The sequence below is a fragment of the Pseudomonas sp. JE3303 genome, assembly GCF_056312565.1.
This window is the reverse complement of the sequence record NZ_JBWGIF010000007.1, coordinates 36,072-57,901: the sequence shown is the minus strand read 5'-3', so window position 1 is coordinate 57,901 and position 21,830 is coordinate 36,072. Positions and strand designations below refer to the sequence as shown.

Genomic DNA, 21,830 nt, shown 5'->3' with positions numbered 1-21,830 from the left:
CGGTACCTCCTGCGGGGCAAGGTAGCGCTGTCTTTGGCCATGAGGACCGCGAACAGGGGTGCCAGCTTCCCGGGTGTTATTTATTTTGTCTGACGCAGTATGGACGCTCGGCACAGATGCGCGACCAAAGAGTCATTGCCTGTGTCCTGAGACAGCGCTACCTTAGTGCCCGTTCCCTCACTTTGGCAAGTCGAATAACAACACTCCATGACGCGCACTGGCTCCCGTACTACCGGTCGTCCGACCCTGGCTGAAGTCGCCAGGCTTTCCGGGGTTTCCCCGATCACTGCCTCCCGTGCGCTGCGCGGCGTGAGCACCGTTGCCCCGGCGCTGGTCGAAAAGGTCCAGGCCGCTGCAGCCACGCTTGGCTATATCGCCAATCCCGCCGCACGTGCTCTGGCATCTGCCCGCAGTCAGTCGGTGGTAGTGCTGATCCCGTCGTTGTCCAACCAGCTGTTCATCGACACGCTCGAGGCCATTCACGCGGTGATGCGTCCCCGAGGGCTGGAAGTGCTGATCGGCAACTACCACTACGACAGCGCCCAGGAAGAAAACCTGATCCGCAATTACCTCGCCTATCAGCCTTGCGGCATGCTGCTGACGGGATTCGACCGCAGCGAGGCCTCACGCCAGATGCTCGCCGCGAGCGGCGTACCCTGCGTGCACATGATGGAGCTGGGGGGCGAGGAGGGCGCGGTATCCGTGGGTTTCTCGCAGCAGCAGGCCGGCCGCGCCGCTGCCCGGCACCTGATCGAGCGGGGCCGGCGGCGCCTGGGTTTCATCGCCGCCCAGCTCGACCCCCGGGTGATGCAGCGCGCCGAGGGCTTTCGCCAGGAACTGGCCGACGCTGGCCTGGACGCGGTGGAATTGCAGCTGCTGTCGCCGCAGCCCTCGTCGATCGGCCTGGGCAGCGAGCTGTTCAGCCAGATGCTGGCCCAGGCGCCCGATGTCGACGGCATTTTCTTCTGCAACGACGACCTGGCCCAGGGCGCGGTACTGCAGGCCCTGCGCCAAGGCATCGAGGTGCCGCGGCAGGTAGCGATGGTGGGTTTCAATGACTTGCCAGCCTCGGCGCACATGGTCCCTCGCCTTACCTCGATCCGCACGCCAAGGGCGGCGGTAGGCCGCAGTGCGGCCCAGGCCTTGCTGAGCCTGCTCGATGGCAAGCCGGTCACGGCCCGCCAGCAAGACCTCGGGTTCGAACTGATGGTGCGTGAAAGCTCCTAGACGGTATGACCGATACAGTTCCTGGGCGGATCAGCCTGTCCCTTCGATTGCTCTGGAGCAGCGCCGCAGCTCTCGCTCCAGGCTCATCAGGCTGGACTCGAGAGCTTGCAGCAAAGGTGGCAGGGCGGCTTCGGCAAGCTCGGCCTGCTCGATAGCTTCGCAGTCGCGTACCACATTGCGTACCTTGAGCATCTTCGCGCCGCCCTTGATGCGGTGCACCAGGTGCCTGAGCGCCTGGTCGTCGGGTGAATGACCCAGCGTGCGCAGCGCATCGAGGTCTGCGGCGTTGCTCTCGGCCAGTTGCGCGACCAGGCGCAGAATCACCTGGTCATCGTCCTGGGTCAGATGGCGCAGGTTGTCCAGGTTGAAGCCATCGCTCGGAGCCTCGGCGGATGGGTGGAGCGGCATGCTGGCCTGGCCGGCATCGGCGCTGCTCGACAGCTGCGCGCGCAACCCTTCGAGGCCGATCGGTTTGAACAGGCACTCATCCATGCCACTGTCGAGGCAGCGTTGGCGTTCCTCGGCCTGGGCATTGGCGGTCAGGCCCAGGATGCGGCAGGCGGACTGGCCGCGTTCACTCTCGAGCGTGCGAATCCGCCGCGTCAGTTCATGGCCATCCATCCGCGGCATGCTGCAGTCGGTGATCACCACATCGATGCGCGATTGCTGCCAGAGCGCCAGGGCCGCCTGGCCATCGCTTGCCTGCATGACCTGATGGCCGAGCGTACTCAGCTGTTTATCGAGCAGCATCAGGTTGGCCGGGTAGTCGTCGACCACCAGGACCACCAGCGAGCGGTCGTTGTCGGGGCGGCTGACGATGGCGGTTTCCACTGCGGGCACTTGTCCCCGTGGCAGCGTAAGGCGCACATCGACCTGTGTGCCGATACCCTGGAGGCTCTGCAGGGTGAGCGCGCCGCCCATCAGTTCGCACAGGCTGCGGCTGATCACCAGTCCCAGGCCAGCGCCCTGATGCGCGCGCGGACCTTCCACCTGGGCAAAGCTGTTGAACAGGCGCGCCTGGTTGGAGGCGCCGATGCCGATGCCGCTGTCGCGCACCTGCAGCTGGATCCCCAAGGCCCCGGCCGAGCCGTCTGCCAGCAGGCCCAGCCGGACGCTGACGTGGCCTTGCTCGGTGAACTTGATGGCGTTGCTCAGCAGATTGGAAAGGATCTGCTTGAAACGCCCTGCGTCCACCTCGACCCACAGCGCCGAGGCCGGCAGATCCAGATGCAGGTCCAGGCCCTTGATGCGCAGGTTGCCCTCGAACACCTTGACAGTGCCATGCACCAGCGCCACCAGATCGGTGGACGTGGGCTGAAGGGTCATGTGTCCTGATTCGATGCGTGAGATGTCGAGGATCTCGCCGATCAGCTCCAGCAGGCCGACGGCCGAGTCGTAGGCGGTCTTCAACGACTCGGGATCGCTGCGTTCGTTGTCCTTGAGCGACAACTCCAGCAGGCCGAGCACTGCGTTCATGGGAGTGCGGATCTCGTGGCTCATGGTCGCCAGAAAAGTGCTCTTGGCCTGGCTGGCCTGTTCGGCATCGTTCTTCGCTTGGCGCAGTTGCTCGAGCAGACCCCGGCTGAGCGCCAGTTGTGCCTGGAGCGCCTGTTGCGCCTCGGTGCGCTGGTGGATGAGCTTGCGCAGGTAGCTGTTCCAGAAGACCACCCCGGCCAGCAGCAGGGCCGAGAGGATCAGAATCTGCAACACCAGCGAGCGATAGTTGCGCCACGGACTGTCGCTGATCACCGCATTGACCCGCCATCGGTTGATCAGCTGGTCCATTTCCTCCGGCGGGATGCTCAGCAGCGCCTTGTTGAGGATGGCCTGCAGCTGCGGCTTGTCACTGGCAATGGCGAAGGCCGCCGTGGCGGGCTCTTCACCGTAGATCGAGGCAACGTGCAGGCGGCCATTGAACAGCCGGCTGGTGAAGTAGGTGGCGTTGATCATGGAGCTCAGGGCAGCGTCCGCCTGGTTCTGTGCCACGGCCTCCATCAACTGCAGCGGATTGCCGACCTCGACCAGGCGCACGCCGGGATACTGTTCGAGCAGGCGGGGCTTGAGCGGATAGTCGCGGATGATGGCCAGGCGCTTGCCGTTCAGCGGCGCCGCAGGGTTGATGGCGTCCTGGCTGCGCGTTACCAGTACCCGCGGGCTGACCAGATAGGGCCGTGTGAAACGCAGGTGTTTCTCACGTTCCGTGCCATACCCCAAGGCACCGATCATGTCGGCCTTGCCCTGGTCGACCAACTCGATCATCGCCGTCACCGAGTCGCTGTGCAGGATCTGGAAATGCAGGCCGGTGCGCAGGCTGATCTGTTCGAGCAGGTCTGCCGTCACGCCTCGCAGGTTCTGCTCATCGTCGTAGAACGTCAGTGGCGCAAGGGACGGGGTGATGACGACCCTGACCTGCGGATTCTGCTCGGCCCAGCGGCGCTCCTCATCAGTCAAGGCGGCCAGGCGACGTTCGAGGAGGATGCTGGTGTTGCCGCTGGTCCAGCGGCGCAGGATGTTCAGGCGTTCATGATCGCTGATGTGCGCCAGTGCGCGATTGACCAGGCGCCGCAGGCGCTGGTTGTCGCGCTCGAGGGCGAAGGCGAAGGTTTCCAGCGGCATCTTGACGAAGTGGTTGATCTTGACCCGCCCGCGAAAGCTCTTGCCGATCAGGAAGTCGCTGCTGATGGCATCGCCCAGGTAGGCGTCGGCCTGGCCCAGGGCAACCGCCGCAAGGCCTGACAACGCCGAGGGAGTCAGGATGAGCTGGGTCTTGGGGTACAGCGCTCGCACCTGATCGGCGGGCAGGTAGTGATCGACCATCACCAGGCGCTTGCCGCTGAGGTCGTCACCGCTGTCCATGTCACTGTGCTGCGCGGTGATGATCACGGGTTGGTCGTCGGCGTAGGCGTTGCTCAATGTGAGCTCGGCGTCGGCGGCTTCGAAACCATTGGAACTGCCCAACAGGTCGATGCGCCCTTCGTGCAGGGCCGTGATGGAGGCTTGGCGGGACGGGTAGCGCTGGACCTGGACCGGAACGCCCAACAGCTCGCTGATCAGTCCGGCGTAGTCGGCGCTGAGGCCTTCGTAGTCGTACTGACTGATGTTGATTTCAAAAGGCGGGTAGTCGGGAGTGGAGCTGCCCAGGCGCAGCACATGCCGGCTGTCGAGCCACTGGCGGTCCTCGGTGGACAGCTGGAGCGGCGAGGACGCGCTCTGCGAACGCGCCAGGAGATGCCGCGGCTCGCTGTCGGTGGCAGCCAGCGGCAAGGACAGCAGGCATGCGAGCAGCAGCAAGAAGCGGGCTTTCATGGGGTGGTCAGATCACGTCGTTGCGCTTGGCCAGGTCGACCATTTCCACCAGGGATTCGGTCTTGAGCTTGTCCATGATCCGGCCTTTATAGGTACTGATGGTCTTGGCGCTCAGGCGCATGGTCTCGCCGATGTGCTTGTTGTTTTCGCCGCTGCTCAGGCGGCGCAATACTTCGACCTCGCGGTTGGACAGGCTGGCCAGCCGGGCGGCCTCGCTTTCGAGCATGCTGCGGTTGATGGTGAGGTCCGGGAAAGTCGAGTAACCCTTGACCATGGCCTTGACCGCGAAGATCACCGCCTCGATATCTTCGTCCTTGTGCGCGAAAGCGGAAATTCCGGCATCCATGCAGCGGCGCACGTACAGGTCCGACGGCTGTCCGGTCAGCACCATGATCCGCGGCGCGGGGTCAAGCAGGTTGAGGCGCTTGATGACTTCCATGCCGTCCAGGCCAGGCAGGCCGATGTCGAGGATGACGATATCCGGCCGTAGCTGGCGAGCCAGTTGCACGGCATCCACACCGTCGCCCGTTTCGCCCACGACCTTGAATCGTTCACGTTCGAGCAGCAGGCGTATGGAAAGGCGGATAACCGGGTGATCGTCGACCATCAGTACGGTGGTCATAGGGGAACTCCTTGTCGGAATGTGGTCCGTTTCCTGATCTACCCAGGAACGCGTCTGCAATAGGGGCCGGCAGCGCGCGAACAATACGTCGAATCCCTAGGCATTAGTACCGGGAGTATAGAGGTGTTGAAAAAGGAGGGCGGGAATGTTGAAAAGTCCTACAGCCGGTAGGGATTTTAACCTAAAGCGCTGTGCAATACGCCGATTTGAGGTAAGAAACAGTGCGGTTCGGCGGAGAAAAGGTGTTCACAAGTCTGTTCACCGGGAGGCGGGTGAGGGCACCCCGGTGAGCGACTTCGTGTATTCGACGTTCGATTTCAAGGACGCTGCATGGCGCCCTGTACCCTACATCCGTCATGCGCCTTCAACACCCGCTCAACCCCTGCCGGATTACGTACCAACGCCGCTCCCACGCGCGTGGGCCGCGCTACCAACTGCCCCGAGCAATTAGGGCAGCGTCCCTGGAAATGGGTGTCGCCGCAAGCGCGGCAGAACGTGCACTCGAAAGAACAGATCAGTGCATCCGGGCTGTCGCCCGGCAGGTCGTTACCGCAGCACTCGCAGTTGGGGCGCAGTTCAAGCATGGCCAGGTCTCCGTCTGTCATGGGAACGCCGAGTCTGCTACCGGCCATGCCAGGTTGGCAATACAGGGGATTCAGGGTCGGTAGAGATGCGCATGGCCCGCGCGGTACAGCGCCGATTCGGCGAACGGAGCGTCGCCCAGCACGTGACCCACCAGTATCAGCGCAGTGCGCCGGAACCCCTTGGCCTGCACGCGCTGGACAATGTCATCCAGCGTGCCCTGGACCCAGTCCTGGTCCGGCCAGGTGGCGCGGTGCACCACGGCGATCGGACAGTCACCGCCATAATGCGGGAGCAGCTCGGCGACGATCTTCTCCAGGTGCTTGACCCCAAGGTGAATGGCCAGGGTGCAGCGGTGCCGGGCGAGATCGGCCAGCTGCTCACCGGCAGGCATCGGCGAGCTGTCGCCATAGCGGGTCAGGATGACAGTCTGCGCCACCTCCGGCAGGGTCAGTTCACAGCCCAGCAGCGCCGCGCTGGCGGCCGTGGCGGTAACGCCGGGGATGATCTGGTAGTCGATGCCCAGTTCGCGCAGATGACGGATCTGCTCGCCGATGGCGCCGTAGAGGCTCGGGTCGCCGCTGTGCACGCGCGCGACATCCTGCCCCTTGGCATGGGCGCTGCGGATGGCATCGATGATCTGCTCAAGGTGCAGTTCAGCGCTGTTCAACACTACGTCGGCACGATGGCCTTCAAGCACGGCGGCCGGAACCAGGGAGCCGGCATAGATGATCACCGGACACTGACGGATCAGGCGCTGGCCCTTGACCGTGATCAGCTCGGGATCGCCGGGGCCGGCGCCGATGAAATAGACCGTCATGAAGAATCCTTGCAGGTAAAGCGGCGATTATCCGTCAAGAACCGCGCTGCACGCCAATGCCAGTGTCGCCTGGCCGCTGGCCTGACGGGTGACGTGCAGTCGCACCGGCCCGGGATGGGTGGTTGCGGCCATGGCCAGCGCCGCGCTCTCGGCTACCCCCCAGCAGCCGGTGTGTTGCCAGGCGGTGAGCGAACGCTGGCTCAGCTGCGCCTCGAACGGCGCCAGTTGCATGGCGCTGAAGAACATCAGCGGCAGCCCTAGCTGCGCGGCCAGTTGGCGCACCCCTGGCTCGTCCGACTTGCCCTCGATGCTGGCCAGGCCTCTGACTGCGCTGAGCGGCAACGCCTGGGCCGCGAGCACCTGCTGCAGCAGCTCGGCCAGTTCGCTGGCGGGGCAGCCGCGCCGGCAGCCGATGCCGGCATACAACGCGGCGCGCTCGACGCGGGTGACGGGCATGATGCGTTCCTCTGCTCTCTATAGGCGGCAGGAGCAAATCACGGGACCGATCGCCCGTCAATCACAGCCAGCGGTTGACCGCCTGACAGGCACTGCGTAGCCTTGCCGGTCCGAGGTTCTCTGGTGAACTGCACCAGAGCTAAGACGGGAACGCGGTACCAATCCGCGGCTGCCCCCGCAACTGTAAGCACTGCCCAGATCGACACAGCCACTGCGCCAGCGCGGGAAGGCGTCGATCGACCGGCCCGGCCGGTGTGGTGCAAGCCAGGAGACCTGCCTCGCAACGAATTCGACTTCCAACCGGGCGGGGTGATCCGGTGGCGAACGCGCCCAGGCAAGCCTGCCTGCGGCTTTCGTCCCGCATGCCCGCCATCCTGCCAAGGGCATCGACATGAAAACACTGGCCAAGCTCCCCGTCACCATCGTCACCGGCTTCCTGGGCTCGGGCAAGACCACGTTGCTGCGCCACATGCTGGACAACGCACAGGGCCGGCGCATCGCTGTCATCGTCAACGAGTTCGGCGAGCTGGGCATCGACGGCGAAATCCTCAAGCAGTGCAGCATCGGCTGCACCGAGGAAGAGGCCAGCGGCCGCGTCTATGAGCTGGCCAATGGCTGCCTGTGCTGCACCGTGCAGGAAGAGTTCTTTCCGGTCATGCGCGAGCTGGTCGCACGGCGTGGCGACCTGGACCACATCCTCATCGAAACCAGTGGCCTGGCCCTGCCCAAGCCGCTGGTCCAGGCCTTCCAGTGGCCAGAAATCCGCAACGCCTGCACCGTCGATGCGGTCATCACCGTGGTCGACAGCCCGGCAGTAGCCGCCGGCACTTTCGCAGCCTATCCCGACCAGGTCGACGCCCAGCGCAAGCTCGACCCGAACCTGGACCATGAATCACCACTGCACGAGCTGTTCGCCGATCAGTTGGCCAGCGCCGACCTGGTGGTGCTGAACAAGGCCGACCTGATCGCCCCCGCCGACCTGGCCAAGGTGCGCGCCGAAGTGCTAGAAGAGCTGCCCCCGGCGGTCAAGGTCATCGAGGCCAGCAGTGGCCGCTTGCCGCTTGACGTGCTGCTGGGCGTCGGTGCCGAGTCCGAGGCGCACATCGACGGCCGCCGTACCCATCATGATTCGCACCACGACGGCGATGACCATGACGACCATGACCATGACCACGACGCGTTCGATTCGATTTCCATCGACTTGCCCGAAGCCGACGAGAGCCTGCTGCTCGACGCCCTGACCAGCCTGGTAACCGAATTCGGCATCCTGCGCGCCAAGGGCTTCGCGGCCATTCCCGGCAAGCCGATGCGTTTGCTGATCCAGGGCGTGGGCAGCCGCTTCGACAAGCACTTCGACCGCGCCTGGCGTGCCGACGAGCCGCGCATCACCCGCCTGGTGCTGATCGGCCAGGAACTGGACGCGGCGCTGCTCGAAGCTCGCCTGCGCCAGGCACTGGGCGCCTGACCCATGCACCTGCTGCGGACCCAGCCCGGTTGCTTCGTACCGGACGACAGCATCGCCGATCTCGGCCAGACACCCGCTGACCTGGTGATCCTCTGCAGCGGTGATTCGCACCTGGCACTGCTGGCCGAAACCGCCCAGCAGTTGCCGGAGGACTTCCCCAGCCTGCGCCTGGCCAACCCCATGCAGGTGCAGAACCATGCCTCGGTCGACCTTTATGTCGGCCAGGTGCTGCGCCACGCCAAGGTCATCCTGGTGTCGCTGCACGGCGGTGTCGGCTACTGGCGTTACGGCGTCGAGCAGTTGGTCACGCTGGCCGAACGGGGTGTTCATCTGATCCTGGTGCCGGGCGACGACCGCCCTGACCCGGAGTTGATGGGCCTGGGCACGGTCTCGGGCGCCGAGGCGGATCGTGCCTGGCACTTCCTGCGCCAGGGCGGCAAGGCCAATGCCCTGAACCTGTTCAAGTGCCTGGCCAACCGTTGGCTTGGCCGCGACTACGCCTGGGATGAGCCGCAGCAGCTGCCACGCACCGCGGTGTACCACCCGGCCAAGGCCAGCGCCTGCCTGGCAGACTGGTTCGGCCAGTGGCATCCCGACCAGCCCGTCGCCCCTGTGCTGTTCTACCGCTCGCACTTGCAGGCGGCCAACACTGCTTTCATGGATACCTTCTGCGAGCGCCTCGCGGCGGCGGGGCTGAACCCATTGCCGATCGCCGTGGCCAGCCTCAAGGAAGCCGCCTGCCTCGCCCAGGTCGAAGCCTGGATGGACGAAGCCGGCGCCGAGGTGATCATCAACACTACAGGCTTCGCCCTTTCCAGTCCCGAGCAGCCCAACCTGCGGCCGTTCAGGCGCGATGTGCCGGTGCTCCAGGCCATCTGCGCCCAGGACAACCAGCCTGGCTGGGAAGACAGCGAGCAGGGCCTGGGTGCCCGCGACCTCGCCATGCACATCGTGCTGCCGGAACTGGACGGGCGGATCATCACCCGGCCGGTCAGCTTCAAGGACCTGGCCTGGCGCAGCGAGCGCAGCCAGTCGGACGTGGTCTGCTACCGGGCACATCCCGAGCGCATGGATTTCGTCGCTGAACTGGCACGGCACTGGGTCGAGCTGGCGCGCCTGCCCAATGGGCAAAAACGCGTGGCGCTGGTGCTGGCCAACTATCCCACCCGCGACGGGCGAATTGGCAACGGCGTTGGCCTCGATACCCCGGCGGCGGCGCTTAACATCCTGCAAGCGCTCAAGGACCAGGAATATCCCGTCGGCGAGCTGCCGCACAGCGGTACCGCGCTGATCCATGCGCTGCTGGGCGGAGTGACCAACGATCTGGACCACCTCGACCAGCGTCCTTGCGCGCAGAGCCTGGACCTGGCCGACTACCATGCCGCCTTCGCCGCCTTGCCCGCTGCCAACCAGCAGGCGGTGCTGGAGCGCTGGGGCCCGGCCGAGCAGGATCCGATGTGCCGCAGTGGGCGAATGATGATCGCCGGGCTGCGCTTTGGCCTGACCTTTGTCGGCATCCAGCCGGCACGCGGTTACCAGGTGGACCCAAGCGCGGTCTACCACGATCCCGACCTGGTGCCGCCACACGGCTACCTGGCCTTCTACTTCTGGTTGCGCCACGCCTACGCCGCCGATGCGCTGATCCACGTCGGCAAGCACGGCAACCTGGAATGGCTGCCGGGCAAGGGTGTCGGCCTGTCGGCCGAATGCTGGCCCGATGCATTGCTCGGCCCGTTGCCGAACATCTATCCCTTCATCGTCAACGATCCGGGCGAGGGTGCCCAGGCCAAGCGCCGCACCCAGGCGGTGATCATCGATCACCTGATGCCGCCGCTGACCCGCGCCGAAACCTACGGGCCGCTGCGTCATCTGGAGCGCCTGGCCGACGAGTACTATGAAGCGCAGCTGCTCGACCCGCGGCGCGCCCGCGAGCTGCAGCGCGATATCCTCGAACTGGTCAAGGCCAACCACATCGACCGCGAACTACAGCTCGAGGGTGCATTGGACGATGCCGATGTGTGGCTGCCACGCCTGGATACCTACCTGTGCGATCTCAAGGAGTCGCAGATCCGCGATGGCCTGCACATATTCGGCCAGTCGCCCCAGGGACGCTTGCGCCTCGACACGCTGCTGGCCCTGCTGCGAGTGGCGCGCGGTGACGGCCGCGATGGTAACGCCAGCCTGATCCGCGCGCTGGCCAGGGCCCTGACGCTGGGCTTCGACCCGCTCGATGCCGACCTCGGCCAGCCATGGCAAGGGCCGCGCCCGGAACTGCTGCGGACCCTGAGCGACGAGCCTTGGCGCACTTGCGGCGACACCCGCGAGCGTCTTGAACTGCTGGCCATGCGCCTGATCGAGGCGACGCTGCAAGGGCAGGAGCAGGCACCGCAAGGACCTCGATGGCAGCCCGTGCAGGCTGTGCTCGACACCTTGGCCCAGCATGTGGCACCCAGCCTGGACGCCTGCGGCCCCGCGGAAATCAATGGCCTGCTGGCGGCGCTGGCCGGACGCTTCGTGCCAGCCGGCCCGAGCGGTGCACCTAGCCGGGGGCGCCTCGATGTGCTGCCCACCGGGCGCAACTTCTATACCGTCGATGTTCGCAACCTGCCGACCACCACCGCCTGGCGCCTGGGCTTCGCCTCGGCGAACCTGATTCTTGAACGCCACTTGCAAGACCATGGCGATCACCTGCGCCAGCTAGGCCTGTCGGTGTGGGGCACGGCGACCATGCGCACCGGCGGCGACGACATCGCCCAGGCCATGGCGCTGTTGGGCGTGCGCCCGGTATGGGCCAGTGGCAGTCAGCGCGTGGACGACTTCGAGATCCTGCCCCTGAGCCTGCTTGACCGGCCGCGGGTCGATGTGACCTTGCGCGTGTCGGGTTTCTTCCGCGATGCGTTCGGCAACCTGATTCGCCTGTTCGACGCGGCGGTACAAGCGGTGGCCGCGCTGGACGAACCAGACGATCTCAATCCCCTGGCTGCCAAGGTGCGTGCCGAGCGTGAAGCGCTGGTCGCCGAAGGCATGGAATCGCAACAGGCGGCGCGCCAGGCAGGCTGGCGGATTTTCGGCGCCAAGCCGGGCGCCTATGGGGCAGGGGTACAGAATGCCATCGACGGGCGCCTGTGGCACACCCGCGAAGACTTGGCCGAGGTCTACCTCAACCACGGCGGCTACGCCTACGGCGCCGGCGACGAGGGCACGCCGGCGCGCGTCGAATTCGCCCGGCGCCTGTCCCAGGTGCAGGCGGTGGTACAGAACCAGGACAATCACGAGCACGACCTGCTCGACTCCAATGACTACTACCAGTTCCAGGGCGGCATGCTCGCCGCTGCACAAACCCAGGCCAGCAGCACGGTGGCCAGCTATCACGGCGACCACAGCCAGGCCGACCGCCCGCGCATCCGCACCCTCAAGGAAGAGCTCAACCGGGTGATCCGCGCCCGCGCGCTCAACCCCAAGTGGATCGAGGGCATCAAGCGCCATGGCTATAAAGGTGCATTCGAGCTGGCCGCCACCGTCGACAACCTGTTCGCCTTCGATGCGACCACGCACCTGATCGACGACCACCATTACCAGTCCCTGGCCGAAGCCTATGTGCTCGACCCAGCGACCCGCGATTTCATCCGCCAGCACAATCCCGAAGCCCTGCGCGACATCACCGAGCGGCTGCTCGAAGCCCAGCAGCGTGGCCTGTGGCAGGAGCCGGGCAGCTACCGCGAGGCCCTCGAGGAGCAGTTGCTGGCGGGCGAGGAAGAGGCTTGAAATGACTGAACCCGTACAGTTTCCCCTGGCTGCCGTGGTCGGCGCCGAAGCGCTCAAGCTTGCACTGTGCCTGACCGCCATCGACCCGAAGATCGGCGGCGTGCTGATCGAAGGCCCGCGCGGCATGGCGAAGAGCACCCTGGCCCGTGGCCTGGCCGACCTGCTCGGCGAAGGCCCGTTCGTGACCCTCCCGCTGGGGGCGAGCGAAGAGCGGCTGATCGGCTCCCTCGACCTGGACGCCGCGCTCGGGCAGGGCAAGGCGCAGTTCTCGCCGGGCGTACTGGCCCACGCTGACGGCGGGGTGCTGTACGTCGATGAGGTCAACTTGCTGCCCGACCATCTGGTCGACCTGTTGCTGGATGTAGCCGCCAGCGGCACCAACCGCATCGAGCGCGACGGTATTTCCCACCGCCACAGTGCGCGGTTCGTGTTGATCGGCACCATGAACCCGGAAGAAGGCGAGCTGCGTCCCCAGCTGCTCGACCGCTTCGGGCTGAACATCGCGCTCGAAGGGCAACCGCCGCCTGAGGCGCGCCAGCAGATCATTCGCCGGCGCCTGGCCTTCGACAGCGATCCCCAGGCTTTCTGCGAGCAATGGGCCGTGGCCCAGGCGCAGCTGCGAGAGCGGTGCCATGCGGCGCGCCAGCGCCTTGCGGCCATCGCGCTGGACGACCGGGCACTGGCCTGGATCACCGAGCGCTGCTTTGCCGCTGGGGTGGATGGTCTGCGTGCGGACCTGGTCTGGCTGCGGGCGGCTCGTGCCCATGCGGCCTGGCGAGGTGCCGAGGCGATCGAGGAGGAGGACGTGCAAGCCGTTGCCGAGTTTGCCCTGCGTCATCGGCGGCGTGAGTCCCCGCCCGGCGCGCCGCCACCTGCGCCGCCCCAGGGGGGCAGCGACCAGCCGCGCGAACAGACTGGACAGGGCGAGTGGGGTGCCATGGCTCCCCAGTCCGTCGCTGTCGGCGCCCGGCGCGAGGTGCCAGACTGGGCAAAAAAGCCCTGAGCATCCGCCAGCAAGAAGCCTTGCCAACGGATGCCAGCCCCCGCGCTGCAGACTTGATGGGAGGACCGCGAGGCCGTGCCCAGGCGGCAGTGTGCGGGCGTGTCGACTGGCTGGCGACCTTGCTCAAGGGCCGCCCGCGCAGGACTGAAGACCTGCGCTGGCAGCAACGCCGGGCGCAGGCTCCGGAACTCTGGCTGGTGGTCGTCGACGCCTCGGCCTCAACCCGGCGGCACCAGGCGTTGAGCCAGGCCAAGGGGCTGCTGGCAGCCTTCTTCGATCAGGCCTATCGCCAGCGCGCACGCCTGACCCTGCTCACTGCCAGCGGCCGCACGCCGCAATGGCAGCGTCACGGCCTGAAGGCCTCAGCGGCCTTGCAGCCCTGGCTGCAGAGCCTCGGCGCGGGAGGCGGTACGCCCTTGCTCGACGCGCTGGAGCAGGCTCGTCATTGGCTGGTGCAACGGCGCAAGCATCATCCCCATGAAGTCCAGCGCTGCCTGGTGGTGACCGACGGGCGCCTGCAGCCATGGCCGGCGTTGGCGCCGATGCCGTGCGCCAGCATCCTGGTGGATATCGAGCGCGCGCCAGTGCGATTGGGCAAGGCGCGAAAACTGGCCGATGAACTACAGGCCGATTACCGGCATATCGACGGCTTCAGGACGCTGGGCTGACACTGGCGTTGCTTACCTGGGCATCGTCCACGGTTGCAGGTTGTAGCCCTTTTCAAAGAGCTCGGCGCGTACTTCCTCGATCAGGATGGCCAGGCGGGCCGGATCCGAATAGATGCTCGAAGAGACTTGCTTGCCGCCGATGCGGGTGCGGGTCCGGTCTACCACTGCCAGGCTGAGCTCGCCAGTGCCATTGGGCTGGTCCCAGGCAACGCACTGGAAAGGCTCGAAAGCATGGTCGGTGATCAGCAATGCTTCGTTGACGCGGAGCGGGGCGTTCATGGTTCGCTCTCTCTCTTTGGTCGTAAACATCGGGAGTAGGTCCGCAATGCTGGAAACAGTCCGAATCCAGCGCGGGTTCATGGGTACTGATGCTCGGTAGGAAGGACGAAGTCACACAGACTGTAAAATTTTCAAGAATGACGGCTAGGATTTATCAGATCCCCCCGCTTGTTACGGCCAAGGATTGGAGAAATGGCGGAAGGTTCAGCACACCAGCATTTTGCTGACAAACGGTAGTGGGCCATTGACGGTTCATTGCTACTGTTAAATCGTGCTCGCCAACTAGCTGTTTCTATTCGAAAAACTAAAAATTGGCGCCAAGGAAAGGTCATGCTTGAACCTGCATCCACTCGCCGTCTGTTGATCGTCGATCCGTGTGACGATTGCCATCGTCTCCTGCCGGGCCTGCAGGGCGCCGGTTGGGACGTGCGCAGCTCAACCCTGGGCTCGGCGCTGGAACATCCTTGCGATGTCGGTCTGCTGCGCCTGCAAGCTTCACACCTGCGCCACCCTGACGCGGTCAAGGACCTGATCAGCCGCAGCAACACCGAATGGATTGCCGTGCTCAGCGCCGATGAACTGCGTATGCAGAATGTCGGTGACTTTGTGTGCGAGTGGTTCTTCGACTTTCACACGTTGCCGTTCGATGTCACCCGGGTTCAGGTGACTCTTGGGCGGGCGTGGGGTATGGCGCGCCTGCGGGTCAAAGGCAACGTTTCGGCCATGGAGCCTGCCCACGAACTGCTCGGGGACAGCCGGCCCATGCGTGAACTGCGCAAGCTGCTGAGCAAGCTTGCGCCCACGGAGTCGCCAGTGCTGATCCGCGGCGAAAGCGGTACCGGCAAGGAGCTGGTGGCGCGTACCCTGCATCTCCAGTCCCAGCGCAAGGACAAGCCCTTCATCGCAATCAATTGCGGAACGATCGCGGAGCATCTGCTGCAGTCGGAGCTCTTCGGTCACGAAAAAGGTGCGTTCCCAGGTGCGCATCAGCGCAAGGTCGGGCGCATCGAAGCGGCCAACGGCGGCACGCTGTTTCTCGACGAGATCTGCGACCTGCCGCTGGACCTGCAGGCAAGGTTGCTGCGTTTTCTCCAGGAAAAGCATATCGAGCGGGTAGGGGGCAGCCAGTCGATCCCGGTCGACGTCCGGGTCCTGGCGTCGACCCATGTGAACCTGGAAAGAGCGGTCGATAACGGGCGTTTCCGCGAAGACCTGTATTACCGGCTGAACGTCTTGCAGGTGGTCACCGCCCCCTTGCGCGACCGGCATGGGGACCTGTCGATCCTGGCCAGTCATTTTTCCCATTTCTACAGCCACGAGACCGGGCGCAGGCCGCGCACGTTCAGCGATGCGGCGCTGTCCGCGATGGGCCGTCACGATTGGCCGGGCAACGTCCGCGAGCTGGCCAACCGCGTACGCCGCGGGCTGGTGTTGGCCGAAGGCCGGCAGATCGAAGCGCCGGACCTGGGTTTGCAGGTGCTCGAGGACGAAGAGTCGCCCATGGGTACGCTTGAGGACTACAAGCACCGGGCTGAGCGTCAGGCGTTGTGTGATGTGCTCAATCGGCACAGCGATAACCTGAGTATTGCTGCCAAGGTACTGGGGGTGTCGCGGCCGACGTTTTATCGGTTGCTGCATAAGCATCAGATTCGGTGACCGCAGACCCCTGCGGACCGCTGCGTTTCGCTCTTTGTCTGGCGCGGTCTGCTCCTACACAGGGCAGACCGCAGCACCGGGCAGACCGCAGCACAAGGGCAGACCGCGGCACAAGAGCAGACCGCAGCACACCCTCTAAAGCGAAAGTCACCGCTCCCGCATGAAAAACCCAGCAACATACTTCCGAAACGTATCCAGGCTCTTGAAATCCGCAAGCCGCTTGAAGTTCTCGGTATCCGGCTCCGCCCCCAAAGGCTCATGCGTAAGCGACACCGACAACACCCGATCCTGGTCAGAGGTCAGCACCAGCTCATCCATTACCTCCCCCCCGATCACCGGCCGGCGCATCAACACCTTGACCCCCTTGCTCGCCATCCAGTCGATCAGCGACACCAGCATCTTCAACGGCTCGCGCTCTTCGTCGCGGTACACCGGAAACAGATGCCCACGCGACAGCACCGGCACGCTGGCGACATGAATCAGCTCATAGAAACTGCTTCCGGCGGTGGCCGGTGAATACAGCGTCAGGGCCAACAACGGCCCGGGCGTCCTGGCGCCGCCCCAGATCAGGTGGTGACCCTGGAAGTCGAAGCCGTCTTCGCTGCGGGCATTGAAGACCTTGCGGCCCTTGATCTGCTCGACGCAATCGAGCAACAGCCCATGGCGGCGATGGCTGCCGAACACCGTGGCCTCGCGCAGGCGGGCCTTGAGCATCATCATGTGCTTCATGTCGAGGCGGGTTTCGAGGTAGTTGCTGGCAGGCACTCGCTCAAGCAGCGGGTAACGGCTGGCAACGCTGCGCAGCTCGGCGAATTGCGAGGTCAGGTCTTTCTTGAGGTGGGTAGCGTAGAGGTTCAGGCCACTGGTCTCGATCAGCGTCAGCAGCAACGACAGCAGGCGCTGCTGCTCGCGACGTTCACCGCCATCGCCCATGCCGCCGCCCGTGCCCTGGGCCGCACGGGGATAGTCGCCGATCAGGCGCAATGGCGTGTCCGGCGGCAACCATGCCGCAGGCGCGGCGTTGTCGTTTTCACGCTCGGCGGCTTCGCGCTCGTCCTTGGTGAAGGCGCACCCCGGCGCATGCTCGGCGGTTCCAGGGTTGTTCTTCAGGAACAGCGTGCCAGTGTGTCCGTTGAGGGTCACGTTCAGTACGGGCAATGCGTCGCTGCGGCAATCGCAGGCCAGCCAGTGGCCGGCGTTGCGTACTTTCATCAGCAACTGGTTGGATTGCAGTAGCGATGGGCCAACCAGCGTTCCCAGCGCAAAGCGGCGCAGAAGGTCTTCCTCGGCGGGGGTGAGGGTACGCACCAGGCCTGCGTTCTTCTCGATGATTCGCATAGAGCAGCTCCAAGCTTCAAGCCGCAAGCTTCACGCAAAGCGGCGGCGCTTTCAACGTGCAGCTTGTGGCTTGAGAACTTGCGGCTCAGGCACTCGCGAACATCTTGGCGGCGCGGGCGCGGATTTCCTCGACGCTGAGGTCTTCCTTGTGGGTCGAGACGAACCACAGATTACCGAACGGATCCTTCAGCGAGCCGCTGCGGTCGCCGTAGAACTGGTCCTTGACCGGGCTCACTTCGCGGGCACCTGCCCGGATGGCCTGTGCGAAGCGGGTATCGACGTCTTCGACGTACAGATGCAGGCCCACGGCCACGCCGTTGAGCGACTGGCTGGCCGTGAGCCCGCCGGACTCGCCACAGGGTTCGGCGAGCATCAACGAAGAATCGCCGATCTTCAGCTCGGCATGCCCGACCCGGCCATCGGGGCCATCGAGACGGAACATCTCGATCGCGCCAAAAGCCTCCTTGTAGAACTCGATGGCCCGGGCCGCATCCTTGATGCCGAGGTAGGGGGTGATGCTGTGCTGGCCTTCGGGGATGGGTTTGGCTGACATTTCAGATTCCTCCACGCAATTGCGACGCAGCAAGGCTTGTACAGTTTCAGCCAATGCGCAAATGCAATTTCCCGATTAAACCCCCGTCCTCTAGAAGATGTAGTCAGTGGTCAGGAAACTCGACTGCCGATTGCGAATGATCTCACTGATCAGCTCCTTGTTGGCCTGCTGGAACTTGGTCGCCACCAGGGTCCTGATGGAGAACACCCGTAATGCGTCATGCACCGACAGTGTCCCTTCGGCGCTGTTCTTGCGGCCGTTGAAGGGGTACGTGTCCGGCCCACGCTGGCACTGGGCGTTGAGATTGATCCGCCCGACCTGGTTGGCGAATGTATCGACCAGCCGGCCGACGGTCTGCGGGTCGTTGCCGAAGATACTCAATTGCTGACCGAAATCGGAATCCAGCACGTAGTCGATCACTGTCTCCAGGTCGCGGTAGGGCACCACCGGCACCACCGGGCCGAACTGTTCCTCGGTGTACACGCGCATATCGGGACTGACCGGATAGAGCAGGGCTGGATAGAAGAACGAGCCGCGGCTCTGCCCGCCGCCCGCGTTGAGCACCCGCGCACCCTTGGCCTGCGCGTCGGCGACCAGCGCATGGAGATAGTCGACCTTGCCAGGTTCGGGCAGCGGAGTCAGCGCCACGCCTGGCTCCCAAGGCATGCCCGGCACCAGGGCGGCGAGCTTGTGCTGGAACTTGTCGAGGAAGGCATCGACCACGCTTTCGTGGACAAACAGAATTTTCAGCGCAGTGCAGCGCTGGCCATTGAACGACAGGGCGCCGGTCACCGCTTCATTCACCGCGTTGTCCAGGTCGACCTCTGGCAGGACGATGCCGGGGTTCTTGGCATCGAGCCCCAGCGCCGCGCGCAGGCGGTGAGGGCGTGGGTGCAGTTTCTTCAGGTCGCTGGCCGCCTTGTTGGTGCCGATGAAGGCGAACACATCGATCTTGCCGCTGGCCATCAGCGCACTGACCGTCTCCCGGCCACGGCCGTAGATGACGTTGATCACGCCCGGCGGAAAGCTGTCGCGGAAGGCCTCGAGCAATGGGCGGATCAGCAGTACGCCGAACTTGGCCGGCTTGAACACCACGGTGTTGCCCATGATCAGGGCCGGGATCAGCGTGGTGAAGGTTTCGTTCAACGGGTAGTTATAGGGCCCCATGCACAGGGCCACCCCCAGTGGGGCCCGGCGGATCTGACCAAGAGTGTCCTGCTCCAGCTCGAAGCGGCTGGAACGGCGGTCGAGGTCCTTGAGGGCATTGATGGTGTCGACGATGTAGTCGCAGGTGCGGTCGAACTCCTTCTCCGAATCCTTCAGGTTCTTGCCAATCTCCCACATCAGCAGCTTGACCACTGCCGCGCGCTGCTCGCGCATGCGGGCCAGGAACGCTTCGACATGCCCGATGCGCTCGGCCACGCGCAGGGTCGGCCAACTACCACGGCCCTTGTCGTAGGCCTGGACCGCGGCATCCAGGGCGGTCATCGCGGTGTCGGCGTCGAGTAGCGGCGCCTTGCCGAGCATCACCTGGCGCTCATGCGCGCCCTCCTTGAGCCATACCGGGCTGAGGACCGTGGCCAGCGGCCCGTCCCAGCGCCTGAGCTCACCCCCGACCAGGTAGTCGCGTTGTTCCAGCGGTTCGTTCAGCCGCCAGGCCTCAGGGATCTGGTTGGCGGCGGGAAACAGGGCATCGAGCGGACGGTCCATGGGTGTGGCTCCTCGTGATGTGGATGTGGATGAAACGATTCAGTCCGAGCATAGACCCGAGCATAGGAAAATGACCAGTCTGGCTCAATTTTGCTGCAACAGCGCCGATACACCGGCAATCGATCTCGACGCCGGGCCCATGACCAACTCGACCCTTTCCCCCATTGATCCGCCGCCCGCCAGCTGCACCCTGCGCGGCAGCCTCACGCGCCTGTTGCCGATCGGTTTCGCGGTGATCGGCATCGGCCTGTCGGTGGTGCTCGGCCGCCTGGACATCCAGCGCCAGGAAAGCGAGCAGGTTGCCAATGTTGCCGCGCGCCTTTCGGGGGTCCGCGCAGGACTGGAGGCGCAACTGCGCGCCGCCTTTGGCGAAGCCGAGGGTATTGCCCAGCTGATCAGCGCCGATGGCGGGATCAGTACCGAGCATTTCCGCGTCATGGCCCGCGAAGCCGTGGCATCAGTGCCCTACATGCGGCATATCCTGATGGCTCCGGACGATGTCATCAGCGGCGTGTTTCCCCTGCATGGCAACGAACGCCTGCTCGGCGTGGACTTTCGTCGATTGCCTGATCAGTTTCCGATGCTGCAATGGGCGCGCGAGCGGCAAGAAGCCGTATTGGCAGGCCCTGTGCACCTGCTGCAGGGCGGCAAGGCGCTGATCTACCGGCGGCCGGTGTTCATCAACGGCAAGCGTGGGGTGAAACTCTACTGGGGCAATGTCTCGATCGTCGCCGACATCGACCGCTTGTTGCAGGCTGCCGGCCTGCCACCCGTACCTGACTTCGAGGTGGCTCTGCGTGGCAGCGACGGTCAGGGCGCGGCGGGTGCGCTGATCTGGGGCGACAGACAGCTGTTCGGCCAGCCTCGGGTCAGCCTGCCGGTCGATGTGCCCGGTGGCCAGTGGCAGCTGGCCGCGGCCCCGCGTGGCGGCTGGCCGGCGCTGAGCCTGTTCCATTCGCCGTTGTTCCTGTTTGCGCTGAGCTGCACCGTGCTGTTCAGCCTGTTCGTCGCCCAGCTCAACCGCAGCCATCGCCTGGTCAGGCTGCGCAACCGCGAACTTCACCATTCACAGGTGCAGCTCGAACGGCTGGCGCACTACGACGCGATCACCGGCCTGCCCAATCGGGTGCTGTTCCAGCGCCAGCTGACCCAGGCCATTGCGAAGGGTGAGGGGCTGGCGGTGCTGATGCTGGATATCGATGGCTTCAAACAGGTCAATGACAGCCTCGGCCATGCCATGGGCGATTTGTTGCTGCAGCACGCGACCGCGCGTTTCCTGCAGGAGCTCGACACGCGCGATCGCCTGTGCCGGCTGGGCGGTGATGAGTTCGTGTTCATGCTGCAGGGTACCCAGGCGCAGGTACGTGCCCAGCTCCGCGATCTGCTGCGCAGCCTGCAACGGCCGTTTGACCTCAACGGCAATGCCGGACTCGTCACCGGCAGCATCGGCCTGGCCTGGTGCCCTCAGCACGGAATGGATGCCGACAGTCTGTTGCGCCACGCCGACACCGCCATGTACGCGGCGAAGGAGGGCGGCCGCAACGCCTGGCGCCCTTACCATCCAGACATGACCGCGCGATTGCAGCAGCGCCTGGAACTGGAGCGCAACCTGCGGCGTGCCCTGCAGCACAATGAATTCGAGCTGTGGTACCAGCCCAAGATCGACCTGTTCAGCGGCCGCCTGGAGGGTGTCGAAGCGCTGCTGCGCTGGCGGGACCCCCATCACGGCCTGGTATCTCCGGCCGAATTCATCCCTCTTGCCGAACGTACCGGGCTGATCATCCCCTTGGGAGAACTGGTGCTGGAAATGGCGTGTGTGCAACTGGCGGCCTGGCGTGCCAGTGGCGAGCAGCCTGGGCCGCTGGCGATCAACGTCGCGGCCCTGCAGATCGAGCGCAGCGACTACGTCTCGAGCCTGGCCGCCGCACTGCAACGCCATGACCTGCCGGCAAGCCTGCTGGAAGTGGAGATCACCGAGAGCCTGCTGATGGAAAGCCAGCAGCAGGCCTGTCAGGTGCTCGGGCAACTGCAGGCGTTGGGCGTGGCCACGGCGGTCGATGACTTCGGTACCGGCTACTCATCACTGGCCTACCTGCGTTCGCTCCCCATCGACCACCTGAAGATCGACCGTGCCTTCATCAAGGACCTGCCCGGTGACGACCACGCCGTGGCGATCGCCCGCGCGATCATCGACCTTGGCCATGCGTTGGGCTTTCGCATTACTGCCGAGGGCATCGAGACTCAGGCCCAGTATGACTTCTTGCGCGATGCGGGCTGCGACCAGGGCCAAGGTTTTCTCATGGCCCGGCCGATGCCGGCACAAGTGCTGCGCCAGTGGCTTGACGACCAGCGCGCAGGCTAAGGCCTGCGCCTGTCTTGG

At 64.9% G+C, this 21,830-nt stretch carries 16 protein-coding genes and 1 riboswitch; of the genes, 7 read left to right on the top strand and 9 right to left on the bottom strand.

The genetic code is table 11. The features are described from left to right. Window positions 1-207: 207 nt before the first annotated feature. Complete coding sequence (gene gntR / locus AC0ZZU_RS11625) at window positions 208-1,227, top strand: HTH-type transcriptional regulator GntR (RefSeq protein WP_476340796.1); 1,020 nt, start codon at window positions 208-210, stop codon at window positions 1,225-1,227. A 30-nt stretch (window positions 1,228-1,257) separates the two neighbouring features. Here the strand turns inward: gntR and AC0ZZU_RS11620 are convergent, their stop codons facing one another. The 5 genes from AC0ZZU_RS11620 to AC0ZZU_RS11600 all read right to left on the bottom strand — a co-directional run bounded on the left by AC0ZZU_RS11620 (window position 1,258) and on the right by AC0ZZU_RS11600 (window position 7,013). Further along, a complete protein-coding gene (locus AC0ZZU_RS11620) occupies window positions 1,258-4,533 on the bottom strand; it encodes a transporter substrate-binding domain-containing protein (protein WP_476340794.1) in 3,276 nt (1,091 codons plus the stop codon). Window positions 4,534-4,540: 7 nt separating this feature from the next. Further along, window positions 4,541-5,155, bottom strand: coding sequence for a response regulator (locus tag AC0ZZU_RS11615; protein WP_476340793.1), 615 nt, complete (start codon window positions 5,153-5,155; stop codon window positions 4,541-4,543). Window positions 5,156-5,472: 317 nt separating this feature from the next. After that, window positions 5,473-5,739, bottom strand: a complete 267-nt coding sequence (locus tag AC0ZZU_RS11610) for a DUF1272 domain-containing protein (protein ID WP_476341071.1) — start codon at window positions 5,737-5,739, stop codon at window positions 5,473-5,475. A 71-nt stretch (window positions 5,740-5,810) separates the two neighbouring features. Then, window positions 5,811-6,557, bottom strand: a complete 747-nt coding sequence (gene cobM / locus AC0ZZU_RS11605; RefSeq protein ID WP_476340791.1) for a precorrin-4 C(11)-methyltransferase — start codon at window positions 6,555-6,557, stop codon at window positions 5,811-5,813. Between the two features lie 27 nt (window positions 6,558-6,584). Beyond that, the gene (locus AC0ZZU_RS11600; RefSeq protein ID WP_476340790.1) at window positions 6,585-7,013 is read right to left on the bottom strand and encodes a cobalamin biosynthesis protein; all 429 of its coding nucleotides are present in this window, start codon (window positions 7,011-7,013) and stop codon (window positions 6,585-6,587) included. Between the two features lie 96 nt (window positions 7,014-7,109). Continuing rightward, window positions 7,110-7,308: riboswitch (cobalamin riboswitch) on the top strand. Between the two features lie 96 nt (window positions 7,309-7,404). Between AC0ZZU_RS11600 and cobW the strand changes: the two genes are divergently transcribed. Genes cobW through AC0ZZU_RS11580 form a run of 4 tightly spaced genes read left to right on the top strand, consistent with a single transcriptional unit; the run spans window position 7,405 to window position 13,914 of the window. Then, the gene (cobW, locus tag AC0ZZU_RS11595) at window positions 7,405-8,478 is read left to right on the top strand and encodes a cobalamin biosynthesis protein CobW (RefSeq protein ID WP_476340789.1); all 1,074 of its coding nucleotides are present in this window, start codon (window positions 7,405-7,407) and stop codon (window positions 8,476-8,478) included. Between the two features lie 3 nt (window positions 8,479-8,481). Then, window positions 8,482-12,243, top strand: coding sequence for a cobaltochelatase subunit CobN (cobN, locus tag AC0ZZU_RS11590; RefSeq protein ID WP_476340788.1), 3,762 nt, complete (start codon window positions 8,482-8,484; stop codon window positions 12,241-12,243). Between the two features lies 1 nt (window position 12,244). Next, the gene (locus AC0ZZU_RS11585) at window positions 12,245-13,246 is read left to right on the top strand and encodes a magnesium chelatase ATPase subunit I (protein ID WP_476340787.1); all 1,002 of its coding nucleotides are present in this window, start codon (window positions 12,245-12,247) and stop codon (window positions 13,244-13,246) included. Between the two features lie 56 nt (window positions 13,247-13,302). Further along, the gene (locus tag AC0ZZU_RS11580) at window positions 13,303-13,914 is read left to right on the top strand and encodes a vWA domain-containing protein (protein WP_476340786.1); all 612 of its coding nucleotides are present in this window, start codon (window positions 13,303-13,305) and stop codon (window positions 13,912-13,914) included. A 12-nt stretch (window positions 13,915-13,926) separates the two neighbouring features. Here the strand turns inward: AC0ZZU_RS11580 and AC0ZZU_RS11575 are convergent, their stop codons facing one another. Next, on the bottom strand, window positions 13,927-14,193 hold the full coding sequence (locus AC0ZZU_RS11575; RefSeq protein ID WP_476340785.1) for a hypothetical protein: 267 nt from the start codon (window positions 14,191-14,193) through the stop codon (window positions 13,927-13,929). Between the two features lie 330 nt (window positions 14,194-14,523). Between AC0ZZU_RS11575 and AC0ZZU_RS11570 the strand changes: the two genes are divergently transcribed. After that, on the top strand, window positions 14,524-15,849 hold the full coding sequence (locus AC0ZZU_RS11570; RefSeq protein WP_476340784.1) for a sigma-54 dependent transcriptional regulator: 1,326 nt from the start codon (window positions 14,524-14,526) through the stop codon (window positions 15,847-15,849). A 147-nt stretch (window positions 15,850-15,996) separates the two neighbouring features. Here AC0ZZU_RS11570 and AC0ZZU_RS11565 read toward each other — a convergent pair whose 3' ends face one another. The 3 genes from AC0ZZU_RS11565 to AC0ZZU_RS11555 all read right to left on the bottom strand — a co-directional run bounded on the left by AC0ZZU_RS11565 (window position 15,997) and on the right by AC0ZZU_RS11555 (window position 19,450). Then, window positions 15,997-17,187: a hypothetical protein gene (locus AC0ZZU_RS11565; RefSeq protein ID WP_476340782.1), complete on the bottom strand. Its 1,191-nt coding sequence runs from the start codon at window positions 17,185-17,187 to the stop codon at window positions 15,997-15,999. 85 nt (window positions 17,188-17,272) lie between these two features. Next, window positions 17,273-17,740 carry a VOC family protein gene (locus AC0ZZU_RS11560; protein ID WP_476340781.1) on the bottom strand — a complete coding sequence of 156 codons (468 nt, stop codon included), beginning with the start codon at window positions 17,738-17,740 and terminating at the stop codon, window positions 17,273-17,275. Window positions 17,741-17,830: 90 nt separating this feature from the next. Beyond that, complete coding sequence (locus tag AC0ZZU_RS11555) at window positions 17,831-19,450, bottom strand: NADP-dependent glyceraldehyde-3-phosphate dehydrogenase (protein ID WP_476340780.1); 1,620 nt, start codon at window positions 19,448-19,450, stop codon at window positions 17,831-17,833. A gap of 139 nt (window positions 19,451-19,589) precedes the next feature. On the opposite strand from AC0ZZU_RS11555, the gene AC0ZZU_RS11550 reads away from it, so the two are divergent. Then, window positions 19,590-21,812 carry a putative bifunctional diguanylate cyclase/phosphodiesterase gene (locus tag AC0ZZU_RS11550; protein WP_476341070.1) on the top strand — a complete coding sequence of 741 codons (2,223 nt, stop codon included), beginning with the start codon at window positions 19,590-19,592 and terminating at the stop codon, window positions 21,810-21,812. Window positions 21,813-21,830: the final 18 nt, after the last annotated feature.